We start from the raw sequence: 14892 nt of genomic DNA, 5'->3' as shown, positions 1-14892 counted from the left end.
AGTTTATACTGTATACAAACACAGTTATGGTTTTTCATACAGGAAAACAATTATGCTGGCACAACTGACCATCAGCAACTTTGCCATTGTTCGTGAGCTTGAGATCGACTTCCATAGCGGAATGACGGCGATTACCGGTGAAACCGGTGCAGGTAAATCCATTGCCATTGATGCCCTCGGCTTGTGCCTCGGCGGTCGTGCTGAGGGGGATATGGTGCGCACAGGCGCCGCCCGTGCCGATCTCTGCGCCCGCTTCTCGTTGAAAGACACACCTGCCGCCCTGCGCTGGCTGGAAGCGAACCAGCTCGAAGACGGACGTGAGTGTTTACTTCGCCGCGTCATCAGCAGCGATGGCCGCTCCCGCGGTTTTATCAATGGTACAGCGGTTCCCCTTTCCCAGCTTCGCGAGCTGGGCCAGCTGCTCATCCAGATCCATGGTCAGCATGCGCACCAGCAGTTAATCAAATCCGAACAACAGAAAGCCCTGCTTGATGGCTACGCAGGTGAGTACGCGCTTACTCAACTCATGGCGGAGCACTATCGTCAGTGGCATCAAAGCTGCCGCGAACTTGCGCAGCATCAGCAGCAAAGCCAGGAGCGTACCGCGCGCGCCGAGCTGCTGGAATATCAGCTGAAAGAGCTGAACGAATTTAACCCGCAGGCGGGTGAATTTGAGCAAATCGACGAAGAGTACAAGCATCTGGCCAACAGCGGTCAGCTGCTTTCCACCAGCCAGACTGCCCTTAACATGCTGGCGGATGGCGAAGACGTGAATTTGCAGAGCCAGCTGTATAACGTGCGTCAGCTTGTGACCGAACTGACCGGCATGGACAATAAGCTTTCTGGCGTACTGGAAATGCTGGAAGAGGCCGCGATTCAGATTTCAGAAGCCGGGGATGAGCTGCGCCACTATTGTGAACGTCTGGATCTCGACCCGAACCGTCTGTTCGAACTTGAGCAACGCATCTCCCGTCAGATTTCACTGGCGCGTAAGCATCACGTAACCCCGGAAGAGCTGCCGAATTACTATCAGTCTCTGCTGGAGGAACAGCAGCAGCTGGACGATCAGGCCGATTCCCTTGAAACCTTGTCTCTGGCGGTCAATCTGCATCATCAGCAGGCGCTGGAAACGGCGAAACGGCTGCATGACGTGCGGCAACACTATGCGCTGGAGCTTAGCCAGCACATTACCGACAGCATGCATACGCTGGCGATGCCGCATGGGGTGTTCACCATAGATGTTCGCTTTGAAGAGAATCACCTGACGGCGGAAGGCGCAGACCGCGTAGAATTCCGCGTCACCACCAACCCGGGCCAGCCTTTGCAGGCGATTTCGAAAGTGGCTTCCGGCGGTGAACTGTCGCGTATCGCCCTGGCCATTCAGGTGATTACCGCCCGTAAAATGGAAACCCCGGCGTTGATTTTCGATGAAGTGGATGTGGGTATCAGCGGCCCGACCGCGGCCGTTGTCGGCAAACTGCTGCGTCAGTTAGGTGAATCGACGCAGGTCATGTGTGTGACTCACCTGCCGCAGGTCGCCGGTTGTGGTCATCACCACTTTATCGTCAGCAAGGAAACCGATGGCGAAATGACGGAAACGCACATGAAGCCGCTGGATAAACGCTCACGCTTGCAGGAGCTGGCACGCCTGCTCGGCGGCAGTGAAGTCACCCGCAATACGCTTGCGAATGCGAAAGAACTGCTGGCGGCATAAACTTTTTCGGGATCTCAGGGTCATACAGAACAACAAAAACGCCGCCAGACCGGTTTCAAAGTGGGGCAAGGTCTATTATCATCGGCATATTACATATGAGCCGCGTACTGCTCGGGCCCGAAAAGGAATCAAATCACTATGCGCTGTAAAACGCTGACCGCTGCCGCAGCGGTTCTTCTGATGTTGACCGCAGGCTGTTCCACTCTGGAGAAAGTGGTTTACCGTCCTGACATCAACCAGGGGAACTACCTTACCCCCAACGATGTGTCCAAAATCCGCGTGGGTATGACACAACAGCAGGTCGCTTATGCCCTGGGAACCCCGATGATGTCCGATCCGTTCGGCACAAACACCTGGTTCTATGTATTCCGCCAGCAGCCTGGTCATGAAGATGTGACCCAGCAAACCCTGACGCTGACCTTCAGCAGTGCCGGCGTGCTGACCAACATCGACAACAAGCCTGCCCTGACCAAATAATCAGGCGTCAGCAACGCAAAAAGGTGCTCATTGAGCACCTTTTTTGTATCTGAATTCTTACGCAGAATCGTAGTCCCGGTAAGCGAAGCGCCACCGGGGGAGAAAGCGCTACTTACCCGATTTCTCCGCTCGCTGACGGCGCAGCTCTTTCGGATCAGCAATCAGCGGGCGATAAATCTCAACCCGATCGCCATCCTTCAGCGCATCAGCAAGCTTAACCGGACGGCTATAAATGCCGACTTTATTCTTCGCCAGGTCAATATCACGGCGAAGTTCAAGGATGCCGGAGGCCCGGATAGCCGCCTCAACGGTGGCACCCTCTTCAAGCATTACGCGCTGCAAATACTGCTTCTCTGGCAGCGCATACACTACCTCAACAGCAATCTTATGCGACACTGTAAACCTCTTTGGCGCGCGTGGTGAACGCCTGAACCATATTCGAGGCCAGCTCTTTAAAGATACGGCCAAACGCCAGTTCGATCAGCTTATTGGTAAATTCAAAATCCAGATGAAACTCAATGCGGCAGGCGTCAGCGCTCAGCGGCGTAAACTTCCACCCCCCCATCAGTTTTTTAAACGGACCATCCACCAGATGCATCAAAATACTCTGATTGCTCGTCAGGGTATTGCGCGTGGTGAACGTTTTGCTGATCCCCGCTTTGGAGACATCCACGGCCGCAGTCATCTGCGTCGGGCCGGATTCCAGCACCCGGCTACCGGTGCATCCCGGAATAAATTCCGGATAGGACTGAACGTCGTTCACTAACTGATACATTTGTTCCGCGCTGTAGGGAACAAGCGCGGTACGGCTAATCTGAGGCATAGCATTTTCCATGGTCACACAACAGACAAATAATAACATTTATCACCTGTTAAAAAAACGCTAAGCCTTATCTCGTGCTAAGATAGCGCGTTAGACCTCACAGGACGCAATGAGGTGACTTTTTAAAATCAGATTACCGACGGCTTTACGACACTTATGACGAAGAAAAAAGCACATAAACCTGGTTCGGCGACCATTGCGCTTAACAAGCGTGCTCGCCACGAGTATTTCATCGAAGAAGAATTCGAGGCAGGCCTTGCGTTGCAGGGCTGGGAAGTAAAATCGCTGCGTGCCGGGAAAGCCAATATCGGCGACAGCTACGTGATACTGAAAGACGGTGAGGCCTTCCTGTTCGGCGCGAACTTTACGCCGCTGACCGTCGCCTCTTCACATTACGTCTGCGATCCTACCCGCACCCGTAAGCTGCTGCTGAACAAGCGCGAACTGGAATCCCTCTACGGACGCATCAACCGCGAAGGCTTCACCGTGGTGGCGCTCTCTTTGTACTGGAAAAACGCCTGGTGCAAAGTGAAAATCGGCGTGGCGAAAGGTAAGAAACAGCACGACAAACGTACTGACCTGAAAGCACGCGAGTGGCAGCTCGACAAAGCACGTATCATGAAAAACGCAGGACGTTGATTCTGCGCACTTATTGTACTATTCAATAAGTTAGCGTTTCGGGCTGGTGTCGAGGAAGTAAAATCTGGTATACTGAGTTCAACACTATTGGGGCTGATTCTGGATTCGACGGGATTTGCGAAACCCAAGGTGCATGCCGAGGGGCGGTTTGCCTCGTTAAAAGCCGCAAAAAAATAGTCGCAAACGACGAAAACTACGCTTTAGCAGCTTAATAACCTGCTAAGAGCCCTCTCTCCCTAGCTTCCGCTCTTAAGACGGGGATCAAAGAGAGGTCAAACCCAAAAGAGATCGCGTGGAAACCCTGCCTGGGGTTGAAGCGTTAAAACTAATCAGGCTAGTTCGTTAGTGGCGTGTTTGTCCGCAGCTGGCGTGCGAATGTAAAGACAAACTAAGCATGTAGTACCGAGGATGTAGAAATTTCGGACGCGGGTTCAACTCCCGCCAGCTCCACCACATTATGATCCGGATTCGTCCGGTGAAGTACAGAAAGCCCGCACGGCACAAGCCCTGCGGGCTTTTTTGTGTCTGTAATTGTCCGAGAACATCCGGCCAAATCCGGTGATTATTGGTATACGTTTAGGTATACGGTAGGATGTATACCTAAAAGCGTATACCAATTCATGAAGGAGCGGCCACAGTGGCACGGACAACACGCCCCCTGACCAACACCGAAGTTCTGCGCGCTAAAGCGTTAGAGAAGGATCTGACGCTGCATGATGGCGATGGGCTTTTCCTGATAGTGAAAACCAGCGGGAAAAAGCTCTGGCGTTTCCGCTATCAACGTCCGGCAACAAAGCAGCGGACAATGATGGGGCTCGGTGCCTTTCCCGCCCTATCGCTTGCTGATGCCCGAGGGTTAAGAGCTGATTACCTTGCCTTATTAGCCAACGGAATCGACCCGCAAATTCAAGCCGAAGTTGCGGAAGAACAGCAGCAAATCGCACTGGACAGTATTTTTTCAACGGTCGCCGCGAACTGGTTCCAGCTCAAAAGCAAAAGCGTTACCCCTGATTACGCAAAAGATATTTGGCGCTCACTGGAGAAAGATGTATTCCCTGCCATTGGTGAGATCCCCGTTCAGCAAATCAAAGCCCGATTATTGGTTGAAGCGCTTGAGCCAATTAAAGCTCGTGGGGCGCTTGAGACTGTACGTAGACTGGTGCAGCGCATTAACGAAATCATGATCTATGCCGTAAACACTGGTTTGATTGATACCAATCCAGCATCCGGTATTGGGATGGCTTTTGAGAAACCTAAAAAGCAAAACATGCCGACGCTCCGGCCAGAAGAATTACCGAAGTTGATGTGTTCTTTAGTCATGTCAAATCTGTCTATTCCGACTCGCTGTTTAATCGAATGGCAACTCCTGACCCTTGTGCGCCCTTCTGAGGCCTCAGGTGCTCGTTGGGCAGAGATCGATCTAGATGAAAAGCTCTGGACGATTCCATCTGAACGGATGAAAGCAAAGCGTGAACACATCGTACCTCTATCTCCTCAGGCATTAGAGATTCTGGAGATGATGAAGCCAATCAGTGCTCATCGTGAACATATTTTTCCAAGCAGGAATAATCCAAAGCAAGCAATGAATAGTCAGACTGCTAACGCCGCTTTAAAGCGTATTGGTTATGGAGGAAGACTTGTCGCACATGGTTTGCGTTCAATTGCTAGTACAGCTATGAACGAGGAAGGTTTTAATCCAGATATAATCGAATCAGCATTGGCACATACCGATAGAAATGAAGTAAGAAAAGCATATAATCGCTCCACCTATTTACAGCAACGAATAACACTGATGAACTGGTGGGGTGATTTTGTGAAGCACGTTAAATAATAGTTTATCTCTCTCGATCTAGTTGGCGCCCTCATCAAGTAAGGGCGCCATTAACTTAGAGAATTTTTATTGTTTTCATCGTATCTTTAAAATCTTTAAATCCGTCAAACAAACTGATGAAATTTGCTAACGTTACTGATGGAGCATCGATAGTCATACCTGTACCTTTTATAAAGGTATGAGCAGCAGCATTTCGAGGAGTCTTCAATGAAGTCAAAGTAGCTTTTAGTGTAAAAAGTTTTTGCTGCGTTGCTTTTTTTTCGATTTTCTCGATTGAACTCAATCCTATAACAGGAGCTAACATTTTCTTAAAATTATCCTCATAATGAAAATTAGAATTCCTCCTAATTTCATTTTGAATTTTTTTTATGTGCTCAGGATCAGTTATATTTTTTTTATAAACCCCTTCAACTATATTATCCATAGTTACCTCTATCCATCCGCACAACTCCATAAGAGCAAGCTTAGAATAAAACAACTGTTTTTTAGGATCGGTTTCCTTAGAAAAGAGGCGATCTAGATCTTTCAATGTTTTATAAATTATCCCCTTAACTATCATAATTTCACCCAAATATTCTTAGAGCAGCGTCTAATCTGGCATCGACTTTTTCCTTTCGAGCTACACCACCGCTTAGGAAAGTCGTTGATAATGAATCATCTGCTCTTAATTCATCAAAACGCCTAGTTAAGCTAGCACTGGTTTCTTGCTCTAAAGCATCAATGTTTTTTGCCACACCATATAGAAGAGCCTCCATTAAAGAACTACCAAGTCTTACCGGATTGGGTTGTAATATCTTCCCCCATACCAACCCTACAGTCCTGCTAAATAAATCCATCTTCATTTGTATATCAGCCTTACCTAAATGACGATTTTTCTTCATATAGCTATTGAGGAATTTAGATAATGTTCCTTTATATTTATCTTTGTTATCATAAAATGAGAAGAATCGCAAAATAAGCTCAATGTACTTAAATCTATTTGAGTTTTTTGTATTTAACCCGGCTATTTTCTGCCACTCATTAATGTCATTCATTTCTTTCAAAGCAGTATTGAACTCACCGCTAAAAATACAATTCCTTATCTCTTGATTATTAAGCCTTGTACCACCAGAATTCAAACGATGAAATATAGTAAACAAATACTCCATATGCGATAGTTTAGAATGATCACATCTAAGCACCGTGACCGGAATTGTTAAGTTTTGTACTCTTTTATAAAAATTATTCAACTCAGTCTTTTGCTTGTGAAACTCTGATACTCGAGCGCCAGATATTTTACTGTCGATATCTTCAAGTTTGGAAAGTTGCCAGCTTGGGTCCGATAAAAATCTAATTATTGATGTCATTCGCTGCAATCCATCAATTACCTGCCATTCCTGACTGTTATAATCAAAACTAAAACACATGCTAGGGATAGGAAGTTGTTTAATTAAGGAATCAATAAATCTTGTCTGAGCAGATGAATTCCATACAATATCTCTTTGAAAATCTGGTTGAATATTCAAAGTTCCTTCATTGTACATGCGAACTAAATCAGAACATGATCTCAACTCATTGTAAGCGATCACATCACTCGGCGGATGTTGCTCACTATCATCTTCATAATAAGATTCATCTTCTAAATTCTCAATATCGTCAAGAGTAACGTTAGCAGCCATATAATCTCCAAGGTAAAATATAAAAAGTTCATCTATCCTTTAGATGAGTAAATTGAACGTCATTTAACCTACAACTCAATCATATACAGTCACATCCCTGTAAACTCCTACTAATTTTAACGGTAATTTTTCCTTGGTTCAATTGGTCGTTTAATGAACACAAAAATCACTTAATTTACTGCTCCTTCTTTGAATGGAATCCCAAAGCGACAACACATAAATCAATGAAAATAAATTAGTCTTTCTAACAAACTCACAATTTAAGTTCATCCACCTAACATTACCTCCAGCCATCTTAGAAAATTCGGCATAGACACTGCGCGCAATGCTCTCCCCGCCACGCCTGCCCGCTTAAAGGGTCGCTTTTAATGCAGGTGCATGACCCGTCTCAGGGCGCGCCAGTGCTGGCGCTGGCGGGGGATTCAGTGCAGGTAAAACACATGCAAAACCACGCACCTTATGATGCATGGCTTTTTTACGGAAAAATGGCGGGATTTTCGGGAATTTTTGAGCGGCCTACTGTGCGGCCAGTTCCGCGCGTTTTCGGACATAATTCTGATTTTGTGCAGGTGTGAATTTTTCACGATTATCATCTCGCGAAGCCGCGTCAGGCCTGAATCCGATGGCCGTCAAAATGTCATTATCCTGTGCGGAATAATTAATTTTTTTCCCCGTGGCCAGCCAGACATTGAGTGCCTCACGCAGATAATCGACCGAGTGCTTCATGGCGCAATCCTGAACGGCGGGGTGTTGCCCGGAATAATTCATCAGCTCGGGTGCAAGGGCGGCGGCCAGCTCCGCGCCGTGTGCCTGCATAAAATCATTCAGCCGGTTACGGATGCTGATGCGCTGCACCTCCTCATGCGACCGAATATAGCGACCGGCAGCCTGGTTAATTTCCCATTTTTTCACCCCGATAATCTCACGCAGCCTTTGCAGGCTCTGCCCGTCACCGGCAAGCTGTTCGCGGTATGTCTGTTCGACCTGCGTCAGTTCTTCCCTGCGTTGCCGCCAGGTTGAATTGTTTGCCTGGCAGGTCTCAAAGGCTTTCTGTAGCGTCAGTGTGGTCACGTTAATTTCTCCTGTTAAGCGCCGGCACGGTTAACGGTGGCTGCCTGTGCAGATTCGGGGGTGACCAGCTCTCGCGGCGGTGAACAGATAATCCCGTCAACGGATTCAAGCGTGCGGAAAGTTGCCGAGCATTCGATATTCACGCACTGGTGATAGCGCTGTTTGACGTTCTCAGACAGATAACGACTGGTGCGGGCGTGCGCGCTGGTTTTGCAGAACGGACAGTGAAACATACTTATGCCCCCGCCTTAGTTCCGTCATGTTCAGCCAGCTTTTTGGCGAGCATGTTTCGCTTAAGTGGACTGCGTAACAGCTCCATATCCACGCCGGTAATTTGCGGCCGCTGCATACCCGTCACGGATAAGACCGGCTCCTGTTTCATATCGAAGTTATACAGACTGCCCTGACGATTGAGGGCATCACGCAGTTCACCGATGGTCACAGATTGCGGTGCGCTCTCCCCATTCATTTCCAGGGCACGAATGCGCAGCAGGAAAGCGCGGATGAGCACGACGGGAACAGCATTGATCGCCTTAATCCATTCCGCCCCGGCGTAAGCGGTAAATGCTTCGCCATGTGCAGAGCGATATTTATTGCCGGTGGAGCAGGCATTCAGCATGGCACGACCCCGGTCAGTCTCCAGCTCCGCAATCAGGCCGGTGAATTCGTCGGCCAGCTCCCGACTGGCGATACGCTTGCTGTGTTCCGCTTTCATTTCAGGAGTGAGATTACCGCGCAGGGTACGGAAGCGACTGCGCCAGTCCTGTTCCGCCTCTGCGCTCTCATTGAGAGCGGTCTGTCGCTCCTGCTTACAGCGTTCAATTGATGTATCAATCTCTTTCAGCTTTTCCATGCTGGCTGCATGGGCGTCTCTGGCCGCAGTGAATACGGTCAGTTTAGCGGTGATGTGTTTCTCGCTTTCCGCGTTCTGTTTAGCGGCAACGTTCTGCAGGGCAGAAATGATTGTTTCGGGTTTCATGTTCAGGCTCTCCGTATGTTCTACATGAAATGATTCTGCCCTTCTTCACACAACATCTCGATTCATTGTAGTTGTGGCAGTTCTGGCACAAACAGGACTTTAAAATCCGGCTGGCCAGAGAAAGATCGCAGGAAAATCACCCTTATCTGTTTGTTTTTTTAACTATAACTATTCACTACTGTTCACTATAAATAAAAATAGATTTAATACAGTAAGTTAAGAGGTGAACAGTTGAGAGTGAAGTGTTCACCGACTGTTCACTACTGTTCACTACTGTTCACTGAGTGGATATAACGCATTTCTCTTTTTGATGGTTTGTACCTATTAATAAATAGATAATACTCATTTTTACGAAACAAAAGGGTATATATATCTCCACTCAAGACCACTAGAGACCACTAGAGACCTTTCGAACTTTTTTCGTATAAAATTCATCCGTGTAGTTTGGACTCTTACATAATTGCCCCTTGTTGCATTCAGGGAAAATATTCACAAAATAGAGAGCTACCCGATTCCGGACGGATACGTTCGGATCTCTGTGGATATTAATGAGGTAGCGTTATGCACACGGCTTTATCAGTACCATCTTCCCGCTCTGGCGAACATTTAATGCCAGTTTCAGCCCCGACTCAGGAACGTTTTTTGCGTCTCCCTGAAGTGATCCATCAGTGCGGCCTATCCCGTTCCACACTCTACGATTTAATCTCCCGTAACGCTTTCCCGGCGCAGGTCTCCCTCGGGGGCAAAAACGTCGCCTGGCTCCAGTCCGAAGTCACCGCATGGATGGCGGAACGTATTGCTCATCGCAACCGGAAATGTGACGCATGAAACAGACACGTTTTCCAAAAGCCCCTTTTTCTGGCTTGCATCTGTTGTGTGTTTCCTGGTACAGTTTTCCCGCTGTCGCAAAATCGGCAGCCGGAATTGGCGTTCCGTGTAACTCAATGGCGACAACGGACGCGCTATGCGTCTTTTTTTATGTCGTTGCTCAGGCTCATCCATTTTTTGGACTGTGGTGTTTATACGGACACTATGGTTTCTGTCAGATAATGGTAGCTCGGGCGGGGCAGCCTTCGGGCTGGCCGGTATTCATTGAGGCCGGTTACGCCAACCCCGTTCGGGCTACCACCAGTGAAATTGGCGTTTCCAGTGGTAGCAATAACCGCTACTCAATGGAGATTGCCCTTATGGCTACGATCCTCACCCCTTCACACCCCAAATTTATCTTTGTGTTTGCCGCCGTTCGCCGCGCAGACCGTAAGCCCCGAATCTGTATGCTCCGCACCGTTGCAGGTGACGAACAGACCGCACGTCTTTCTCTCGTGCGTGATTACGTGCTTTCCTTTGCCGCCCGTCTGCCGGTTGCGGGGGTGTGCCATGCGTAATCAATCTGCTGCTCAGACCCTCTCAGCGTGTCGTGACGCTCAGGAACATCTCAGCCTTGAGGCTTTCCACAAACTGAACCGCGCCAGCGCCATGACGCATTTTGTCGGGCTGGATTTGAAACAGCGTGAACTCTCCGGTCTGCACCAGCTTTCCGTCCCGCATATTTTCAGCTATCTGCATGAGGACATCAGCTATGTGCTTGATGAACTCAAGGCCAAAGGGCTGTGTCGGGATTTTGTCGCGCCGTCAGCGAATGGAGGTGAGCACCATGTTTGATTTCCCTCAGCCGGGTGAAACATACCGCTGTTCAGGTTTTCCTGACGTGGTGGTGTCGGGCGTGCTTGCCGACGGCATTCCGTGGGATATGCCGTATCGCTGTCCGGGACTGGTCTGGAATCCCTACCGCCGCACCTACACCATCCTCATCCGTATTATCGCTACTGGTGGTATGGCAGAAATTCCGCTCAGTCGTTTTTTGCGGGACTTTACCTGTGAGCGGCCGGACGTATTTAAGCGCAGCCCTGAAAACCGTTACGCTGTCTTACGTGAAATCGCCGCTGCCCCGGAATTACAGCAATACCGGGCGCGAAATCTCGATATTTATCGAGGCGATATTACCCCGGTCAGGCGTCCCGCGCCGGTGGCGCGAAAATGGCGGAATAATTTCGCAACGGAAACGGAAACGGAAACGGAAATTAAACCGGATAACAGCTACCGCCATTATCTGTAATTAAAAACGACACCCAAAAATAAAATGTGCGTATCTGCGCAGGGATACGCACGTGCTCAGGAGACGGAATCATGCCTGTTAATAACCCGGCTTTAATACAAAATCAGCGCCTTGCCGCGTTCAGTCAGAGTGACCTCGAATGTCTGGAACACCTTCGTAATGTCGGCCAGTTCGTCGGCGATATGATGCAGGAACAGGAGAGTACGACCCTGTCTCGTGACCGGATGCACCAGACTCAGCTCGCCTCGGTCATTTACCTCATGACCGCACAGCTTGACGGTGTGGTCGACCACTGCGGTCAGCGCTGGCTGACCCGGGAGGCTAAGGCATGAAACAACCGCTCACGCCCGTTCTTCGCGCTGCGCTGTATCGCCGTGCGGTCGCCTGTGCCTGGCTGAATTTGTGCGCCCGTCAGCACCGCTATCCTCAGCTCACGCTCGATGCGCTGGAAAAAGCCATGGCCGCCGAGCTGGAAGGGTTTTATCTGCGCCAGCACGGCGAGGAAAAAGGCCGTCAGATTGCCTGTGCGCTGCTCGAAGATTTAATGGAAGCCGGACCATTAAAAGCCGCGCCGTCGCTGTCCTTTCTCGGGATGGCCGTCATGGATGAACTCTGCGCCCGTCATATCGCCGCGCCGGTTGCACACTGAGGGAGAAAGTAACGATGAAAATGAACGTAACGGAAACCGTAAAACAGGCGTGCGGCCACTGGCCGCGCATTCTTCCGGCGCTGGGTGTGCCGGTCATCAAAAACCGCCATCAGGCCTGCCCGGTGTGCGGCGGCTCTGACCGCTTCCGCTTTGATGATAAAGAGGGGCGCGGGACGTGGTTCTGCAACCAGTGCGGCGCGGGTGACGGGCTTAAGCTGGTCGAAAAGGTGTTCGGCGTGTCGCCCTCCGAGGCCGCCGGAAAGGTGAGCGCCCTGACCGGCAGCCTGCCGCCGGTTGCTGAGGACATTATTGCCGCCACCGAGGCCGAAACTGATGCCAGCCGCAAAGCCGCTGCGGCGCTTGCTGCAAAGCTTCTGGAGAAAACCCGCCCGGCCACCGGCAACGTCTACCTGACCCGCAAGGGCTTTCCTGCGCTCGAATGCCTGACGCTGACCACCACGCACAAAACCGGCGGAGTGACCTACCGCGCCGGTGATGTCATCGTGCCCCTGCAGGACGATACCGGCGCGGTGGTTAACGTTCAGCTTATTAATTCTGACGGCCTCAAACGCACCCTGAAAGGCGGAGCGGTGAAAGGGGCGTATCACCTTATCGAGGGGAAAAAAGAGGCGGAAAAACGGCTGTGGATAGCGGAGGGCTATGCGACCGCGCTCACCGTGCATCACCTGACCGGTGAAACCGTCATGGTGGCGCTCTCGTCCGTGAACCTCCTTTCTCTGGCGAGCCTTGCCCGTAAGAAACTCCCGGCCTGTCAGATTGTCCTCGCCGCCGACCGTGACCTCAGCGGGAACGGCCAGACCAAAGCCGCAGCAGCCGCACATGCCTGTGAGGGCACGGTTGCTCTCCCGCCGGTGTTCGGTGACTGGAATGATGCGTTTATGCAGCAGGGCGAGGACGCCACGCGCAAAGCGATTTACGGTGCCATCCGGCCAGCGGCGCAAAGCCCGTTCGATACAATGAGTGAGGCGGAATTTACCGCCATGAGTACCAGTGAAAAGGCAATGCGGGTGCATGAGCATTACGGCGAAGCGCTGGCCGTGGACGCCAACGGCCAGCTCCTGTCCCGCTATGAAGCCGGGACGTGGAAAATTATCCCGCCGTCGGACTTTGCGCGCGACGTGGCCGGGCTGTTCCAGCGACTGCGCGCCCCGTTCTCTTCGGGGAGAATTGCCTCCGTGATCGATACCCTGAAACTGATTATTCCCCAGCAGGCCGCACCGGCGCGCCGTCTGATTGGTTTTCGCAACGGTGTACTCGATACCCTCACCGGCGTATTCAGCCCTCACAGCAAATCGCACTGGCTGCGCACCCTGTGCGACGTGGATTTCACCCCACCGGTGGAGGGGGAAACGCTGGAGACGCACGCGCCGAATTTCTGGCGCTGGCTCGACCGCGCCGCCGGTTCGCGTGCCGATAAACGTGACGTGATACTCGCCGCGCTGTTTATGGTGCTGGCGAACCGCTACGACTGGCAGCTCTTCCTCGAAGTGACCGGTCCCGGTGGCAGCGGGAAAAGTATTCTGGCCGAAATAGCGACCATGCTCGCCGGGGAGGACAACGCCACGTCAGCGACCATTGAGACGCTGGAATCACCACGTGAGCGCGCGGCGCTGATTGGCTTCTCGCTGATACGCCTGCCTGACCAGGAGAAATGGAGCGGTGACGGCGCAGGACTCAAGGCCATCACCGGCGGCGATGCCGTATCGGTTGACCCGAAATACCGCGACGCCTATTCGGCCTATATCCCGGCGGTGATTCTTGCCGTGAACAATAACCCGATGCGCTTCACTGACCGCAGCGGCGGTGTGTCCCGTCGCCGTGTCATCATCCACTTCCCGGAGCAAATCGCCCCGGAGGAGCGCGACCCGCAGCTTAAGGACAAAATCGCACGTGAACTGGCTGTGATTGTTCGCCAGCTCATGCAGCAGTTCAGCGACCCGATGACCGCTCGCACGTTGCTCCAGTCTCAGCAGAACTCAGACGAGGCACTCAGCATCAAGCGCGACGCCGATCCGACGTTTGATTTTTGCGGCTATCTGGAGGCGCTGCCCGAGCCTGACGGGATGTATATGGGGAATGCGAATATTGTTCCGCGACAGCCGCGCCTGTATCTGTATCACGCCTATCTGGTCTATATGGAGGCACACGGCTACAAGAACACGCTCAGCCTCACCATGTTCGGCAAAGGGCTGTCATCGATGCTGAAAGAGTACGGCCTGAATTACGGCAAGCGGCGAACGAATCAGGGGATGCAGACCAATCTCGCGCTCAGGGACGAAAGCAACGCCGACTGGCTGCCCCGGTGCGACGAAACCCCAGCGATATAACCTACCCGGACCGGCATCAGCCGGTCTTTTTTTGCCTGTAATCCCGGAAAGTGAACAGTAAAGTGTTCACTGTTCACGGACTATTCACCGCGTATACCACTGAAATAAATGGTAAAAAGTGGCGAGTGAACAGTGTGAACAGTTTTCTGTAAAAAAAGTTTTTTTCATGATGTGATCTATTCAAAAACAAGTTCGATTAACCACAGGAAACATTGCTACAAATCGCCATTGGTATACGCTTAGGTATACCAATGAAAGTTGAATTGAAAAATAAACAATAAAAACATTAAGTTGAGAATATTATTCAGACTCCGCCAGCCCACCAAAATTCTCCATCGGTGATTACCAGAGTCATCCGATGAAGTCCTGAAAGCCCGCACGGCGCAAGCCCTGCGGGCTTTTTTGTGTCTGTCGTTCTCCGAGCCATTCGACTTAGTCCGGCGATTATCGCTATACGTTCAGGTATTCCAGTTCATGCCGGATCAGCCACAGCCCCCCAGACCTACACCAATGTTCTGCGTGCTAAAGCGCCCGAGAAAAATCTAACGTTGCGTCATGGCCCATGCCATCGCTGAAATCCCCGCACT

Annotated in this window: 18 protein-coding genes and 1 other RNA gene; 12 read left to right on the top strand and 7 right to left on the bottom strand. The window is 51.0% G+C overall.

The window, feature by feature from the left end; translation table 11 throughout:
* Positions 1–52 precede the first annotated feature (52 nt).
* Together recN and bamE are read left to right on the top strand one after the other, a co-directional pair.
* Positions 53–1714 carry a DNA repair protein RecN gene (recN, locus tag H2Z33_RS14480; RefSeq protein ID WP_063134942.1) on the top strand — a complete coding sequence of 554 codons (1662 nt, stop codon included), beginning with the start codon at positions 53–55 and terminating at the stop codon, positions 1712–1714.
* Positions 1715–1852: 138 nt separating this feature from the next.
* Positions 1853–2191, top strand: coding sequence for an outer membrane protein assembly factor BamE (gene bamE, locus H2Z33_RS14475; protein WP_003863121.1), 339 nt, complete (start codon positions 1853–1855; stop codon positions 2189–2191).
* A 108-nt stretch (positions 2192–2299) separates the two neighbouring features.
* On the opposite strand, the gene H2Z33_RS14470 is transcribed toward bamE, so the two are convergent.
* Together H2Z33_RS14470 and H2Z33_RS14465 are read right to left on the bottom strand one after the other, a co-directional pair.
* Positions 2300–2587, bottom strand: a complete 288-nt coding sequence (locus H2Z33_RS14470; protein WP_017383006.1) for an RnfH family protein — start codon at positions 2585–2587, stop codon at positions 2300–2302.
* Complete coding sequence (locus tag H2Z33_RS14465; RefSeq protein ID WP_003863117.1) at positions 2577–3014, bottom strand: type II toxin-antitoxin system RatA family toxin; 438 nt, start codon at positions 3012–3014, stop codon at positions 2577–2579. The genes H2Z33_RS14470 and H2Z33_RS14465 overlap by 11 nt, the downstream gene beginning before the upstream one ends.
* A 156-nt stretch (positions 3015–3170) precedes the next feature.
* Between H2Z33_RS14465 and smpB the strand changes: the two genes are divergently transcribed.
* From smpB to H2Z33_RS14450, 3 genes are all read left to right on the top strand, one after another.
* A complete protein-coding gene (gene smpB, locus H2Z33_RS14460) occupies positions 3171–3653 on the top strand; it encodes an SsrA-binding protein SmpB (RefSeq protein WP_003863115.1) in 483 nt (160 codons plus the stop codon).
* An 89-nt stretch (positions 3654–3742) separates the two neighbouring features.
* Positions 3743–4106, top strand: a transfer-messenger RNA (tmRNA) gene (gene ssrA, locus H2Z33_RS14455).
* A 184-nt stretch (positions 4107–4290) separates the two neighbouring features.
* Positions 4291–5484 carry an integrase domain-containing protein gene (locus H2Z33_RS14450; protein ID WP_063134931.1) on the top strand — a complete coding sequence of 398 codons (1194 nt, stop codon included), beginning with the start codon at positions 4291–4293 and terminating at the stop codon, positions 5482–5484.
* Positions 5485–5539: 55 nt separating this feature from the next.
* Here H2Z33_RS14450 and H2Z33_RS14445 read toward each other — a convergent pair whose 3' ends face one another.
* The 5 genes from H2Z33_RS14445 to H2Z33_RS14425 form a co-directional block, all read right to left on the bottom strand.
* The gene (locus H2Z33_RS14445) at positions 5540–6043 is read right to left on the bottom strand and encodes a HEPN domain-containing protein (protein ID WP_063134930.1); all 504 of its coding nucleotides are present in this window, start codon (positions 6041–6043) and stop codon (positions 5540–5542) included.
* A 4-nt stretch (positions 6044–6047) separates the two neighbouring features.
* Complete coding sequence (locus H2Z33_RS14440) at positions 6048–7142, bottom strand: DUF262 domain-containing protein (RefSeq protein ID WP_063134929.1); 1095 nt, start codon at positions 7140–7142, stop codon at positions 6048–6050.
* Between the two features lie 516 nt (positions 7143–7658).
* On the bottom strand, positions 7659–8213 hold the full coding sequence (locus H2Z33_RS14435) for a phage polarity suppression protein (RefSeq protein WP_063134928.1): 555 nt from the start codon (positions 8211–8213) through the stop codon (positions 7659–7661).
* A gap of 14 nt (positions 8214–8227) precedes the next feature.
* Positions 8228–8446 carry an ogr/Delta-like zinc finger family protein gene (locus H2Z33_RS14430; protein WP_063134927.1) on the bottom strand — a complete coding sequence of 73 codons (219 nt, stop codon included), beginning with the start codon at positions 8444–8446 and terminating at the stop codon, positions 8228–8230.
* Between the two features lie 2 nt (positions 8447–8448).
* Entirely contained in the window at positions 8449–9192 is a 744-nt protein-coding gene (locus H2Z33_RS14425; RefSeq protein ID WP_063134926.1) for a hypothetical protein, read from the bottom strand.
* Between the two features lie 561 nt (positions 9193–9753).
* Here H2Z33_RS14425 and H2Z33_RS14420 point away from each other — a divergent pair.
* The 7 genes from H2Z33_RS14420 to H2Z33_RS14390 all read left to right on the top strand — a co-directional run bounded on the left by H2Z33_RS14420 (position 9754) and on the right by H2Z33_RS14390 (position 14305).
* The gene (locus H2Z33_RS14420) at positions 9754–10020 is read left to right on the top strand and encodes a helix-turn-helix transcriptional regulator (protein ID WP_063134925.1); all 267 of its coding nucleotides are present in this window, start codon (positions 9754–9756) and stop codon (positions 10018–10020) included.
* Positions 10017–10577 (top strand): host cell division inhibitor Icd-like protein, encoded by a 561-nt coding sequence (locus tag H2Z33_RS14415; protein WP_063134924.1) that lies wholly within the window; start codon positions 10017–10019, stop codon positions 10575–10577. Before H2Z33_RS14420 ends, H2Z33_RS14415 begins: the two co-directional genes overlap by 4 nt.
* A complete protein-coding gene (locus H2Z33_RS14410) occupies positions 10570–10854 on the top strand; it encodes a hypothetical protein (protein ID WP_063134923.1) in 285 nt (94 codons plus the stop codon). The genes H2Z33_RS14415 and H2Z33_RS14410 overlap by 8 nt, the downstream gene beginning before the upstream one ends.
* Positions 10847–11308: a hypothetical protein gene (locus H2Z33_RS14405; RefSeq protein ID WP_063136081.1), complete on the top strand. Its 462-nt coding sequence runs from the start codon at positions 10847–10849 to the stop codon at positions 11306–11308. The genes H2Z33_RS14410 and H2Z33_RS14405 overlap by 8 nt, the downstream gene beginning before the upstream one ends.
* A gap of 71 nt (positions 11309–11379) precedes the next feature.
* Positions 11380–11640: a hypothetical protein gene (locus H2Z33_RS14400; protein ID WP_063134921.1), complete on the top strand. Its 261-nt coding sequence runs from the start codon at positions 11380–11382 to the stop codon at positions 11638–11640.
* On the top strand, positions 11637–11957 hold the full coding sequence (locus H2Z33_RS14395) for a DUF5375 domain-containing protein (protein ID WP_063134920.1): 321 nt from the start codon (positions 11637–11639) through the stop codon (positions 11955–11957). The genes H2Z33_RS14400 and H2Z33_RS14395 overlap by 4 nt, the downstream gene beginning before the upstream one ends.
* 14 nt (positions 11958–11971) lie before the next feature.
* Entirely contained in the window at positions 11972–14305 is a 2334-nt protein-coding gene (locus tag H2Z33_RS14390) for a primase-helicase zinc-binding domain-containing protein (RefSeq protein WP_063134919.1), read from the top strand.
* The last annotated feature ends 587 nt before the right edge of the window (positions 14306–14892 follow it).

It is taken from the genome of Enterobacter sp. YSU (assembly GCF_016082135.1).
Classification (GTDB): Bacteria; Pseudomonadota; Gammaproteobacteria; order Enterobacterales; family Enterobacteriaceae; genus Enterobacter; species Enterobacter hormaechei_C.
This window is presented reverse-complemented; position numbering and strand designations above follow the sequence as displayed.